Source organism: Gammaproteobacteria bacterium (genome assembly GCA_003696665.1).
In the GTDB taxonomy this organism is placed as follows: domain Bacteria; phylum Pseudomonadota; class Gammaproteobacteria; order Enterobacterales.
Map to the genome: position 1 here is coordinate 1 of RFGJ01000647.1, position 2267 is coordinate 2267.

The 2267-nt window shown below is 55.4% G+C and carries 3 protein-coding genes; 2 read left to right on the forward strand and 1 reads right to left on the reverse strand.

Going from position 1 to position 2267, the window contains the following annotated elements:
• Window positions 1–513: hypothetical protein (locus tag D6694_15510; protein RMH33542.1), on the reverse strand; the 513-nt coding region annotated here is incomplete at its 3' end.
• A 385-nt stretch (window positions 514–898) separates the two neighbouring features.
• Here D6694_15510 and D6694_15515 point away from each other — a divergent pair.
• Both D6694_15515 and D6694_15520 read left to right on the forward strand, forming a co-directional pair.
• Window positions 899–1321, forward strand: a complete 423-nt coding sequence (locus tag D6694_15515) for a hypothetical protein (GenBank protein ID RMH33543.1) — start codon at window positions 899–901, stop codon at window positions 1319–1321.
• 666 nt (window positions 1322–1987) lie between these two features.
• On the forward strand, window positions 1988–2267 hold a 280-nt coding region (locus tag D6694_15520; GenBank protein RMH33544.1), incomplete at its 3' end, for a hypothetical protein.

Here is a 2267-nt window from a genome sequence, read left to right on the forward strand (position 1 = left end):
GGCCGAGCCGAACTCGCTGTCGCCCACCACCTCCACTTGGGCCCCTGCGGGCATCAAGCGGCGCACGTAGGCCAGGAGAGCGCACTGGACCCGGGCCTTGCTGTGGCCCTTGGCATAGGGCACCCAGGTCCAGGCAATGGGCAAGGCCCGGCGTCGATAGGCCAGGGCCACCACCAGCCACTGATGGCCAGTACCCACCTTGGTGGCATCCAGGATGAGACGGACCACACCGCTGCTGCAGTGGGCTGCCATCAGCAACGCCCGGGCCATGGGCTCATACCAGTCCCGTACCCGGACGGCCCGGTTGTGTACGAATCGCCGCAGCCGTCTCTCCTTGCTCAGGCTCAATGCCTGGCCGGGCATCTTGGCGGCCGCCCGATGCAGGTGAACGCTGCGGCTCAGGAAAATTCCCACCATCAGCCAGCTCAGATTGCGCAGCCGAGTCACCCGCTCATGTGGCCGCATCTCCTTCAACTTCGCCATCATGGTATGATAAAGTCGGGTGGCGGTCATTTTCTCCCCTCCTGATGCTGATTGGGGTTGTCTCTTCTAATCATACCAGCATCAGGGAGGCAATGGCCGCCACCTTTCGTCAAAGTGTCCGGTAGCTAGATCGATATTCTTCACTGGTTTCCACGGAACAGGACATCTCCAGACGGATGCTCATTGTCTTGGCTCTGGGACCGGCCTTGCGACAACATTGGACTTTCTGATCAGTGAAAGACGCGGTGCTGTCATGGAGAAATCGGCTACCAACGAAGGAAGAAGTATTCACTAGCGGTTTGGGTACACTTGAGTTCCCTCCAAATTTCAAGTTGATTTGTTCCTTGACGGCATCGCTCGTTGTCGGAGGTTTGCAGTCTGATCGTGCTGAAAGCTTAAGAAAGGATGGCTTGGGGTGACTACCGGGAAAGATCTTTGGCACTCTCGACTATGGGACATTGTACTTGCTTGCGCTCTGTTCGTGCTGCTAAGTGGTGCTCTTTTTCAGATTTGGCACATTGGTTTACAAGAGTGGTGGCGCACATCAGGAAGTGGCAGTACGATCGGGATGCTTATAGTTGTTCTGAAACTCCTACACGGTCGGTCCAGCCTTCGGGAGAAGAGACCGATAAGCCAAGGGCAGTCATGTCTGACCGGCTTGATAGTGTCTCTGATTCCTGCAATCCATCTTTTAATCTGGTGGTTTGCAGAGGCAAATTCCGCTGGAATAGGCCAAATTGTGGCGCAGGGTGCAGTTGATATTGGCACCACAGTGGCAGTGGCGGCCATCTTCTGCGTTTCGCCTGAGAATGCAGACAGTAAGACTAAAATTAAATGACGAGGGAACTTGCCGATTCGACCGTATTCAAATGGGCGAAAAAACATGAACCGCAGAGACTGGGCCACGGTATTGGCGATCCTGTTTGCGGCGCTCGGCCTCACCATGGCTATCCTTGATATACGCAACCGAAGACTTCAGGCATGGTGGATTGCCCAGGGCGCCCAAGCCATTGGAATGTTCGCCATCGCCGTTCGAATTTCATCCAGATGAGTCTCCTGCAAAAAGGCCTTTCTGAACCATGAAGAACGCAAAGAGCGCAAAGATTTTCTCTGGAGAACCTTCGCGTCCTTCGTGTTCTTTGCGGTTTTCGCAGTGAACTCATCCAGATGGCTTACGCGCCACGGGCGGCGCGGCCTTCCCTGCAGCGCCGATTGGTTCTTCATCCTACTGCTTCTCGTACACATGTCTTCGTGGATACCCGGAGCCGAGAACTGGAGTGCCCCGCGTCGTTCAGAGGTTCGTGATGGATATTCTGAGTATAGGCCTGGTGTTCCTTTTCTCTTTTATGAGGATAAATTTCGGAATGAAGAGGGTGTATATGCCGGCAGGCGCGGTTCCGAATCGTTATGGACGGGTAGGCTCCTTCGCTTTGCCTGCGGCAGCCGGTTGTTGCACGCCAAATGAACAAAAATGAGACAGTTGTCAACCTGCTTGCTCGCGGCTATGTTGTTTGGCTTTCTTCTCAATCAGCCACCCCCGACCACGGCCGGCCACGAAACGGCCACGCCTGCCCTTTCCTCTCTCATCGCCATTTCGCTTGTCACCAATCAGAACCCAGATGCTACGAACGCGGCCGATTGGGTCAAGGCCCTCGTCCATGCCTACGCCACAGATACACTGCCGTCTGACATTGAGTTCCCTCTGGCCAACGAAACAACCGACCGGGTGCGCACCATTCCAGGTTTTCAGCACAACGTGGTGGTGAGCTGGCTGGACCCGCTGA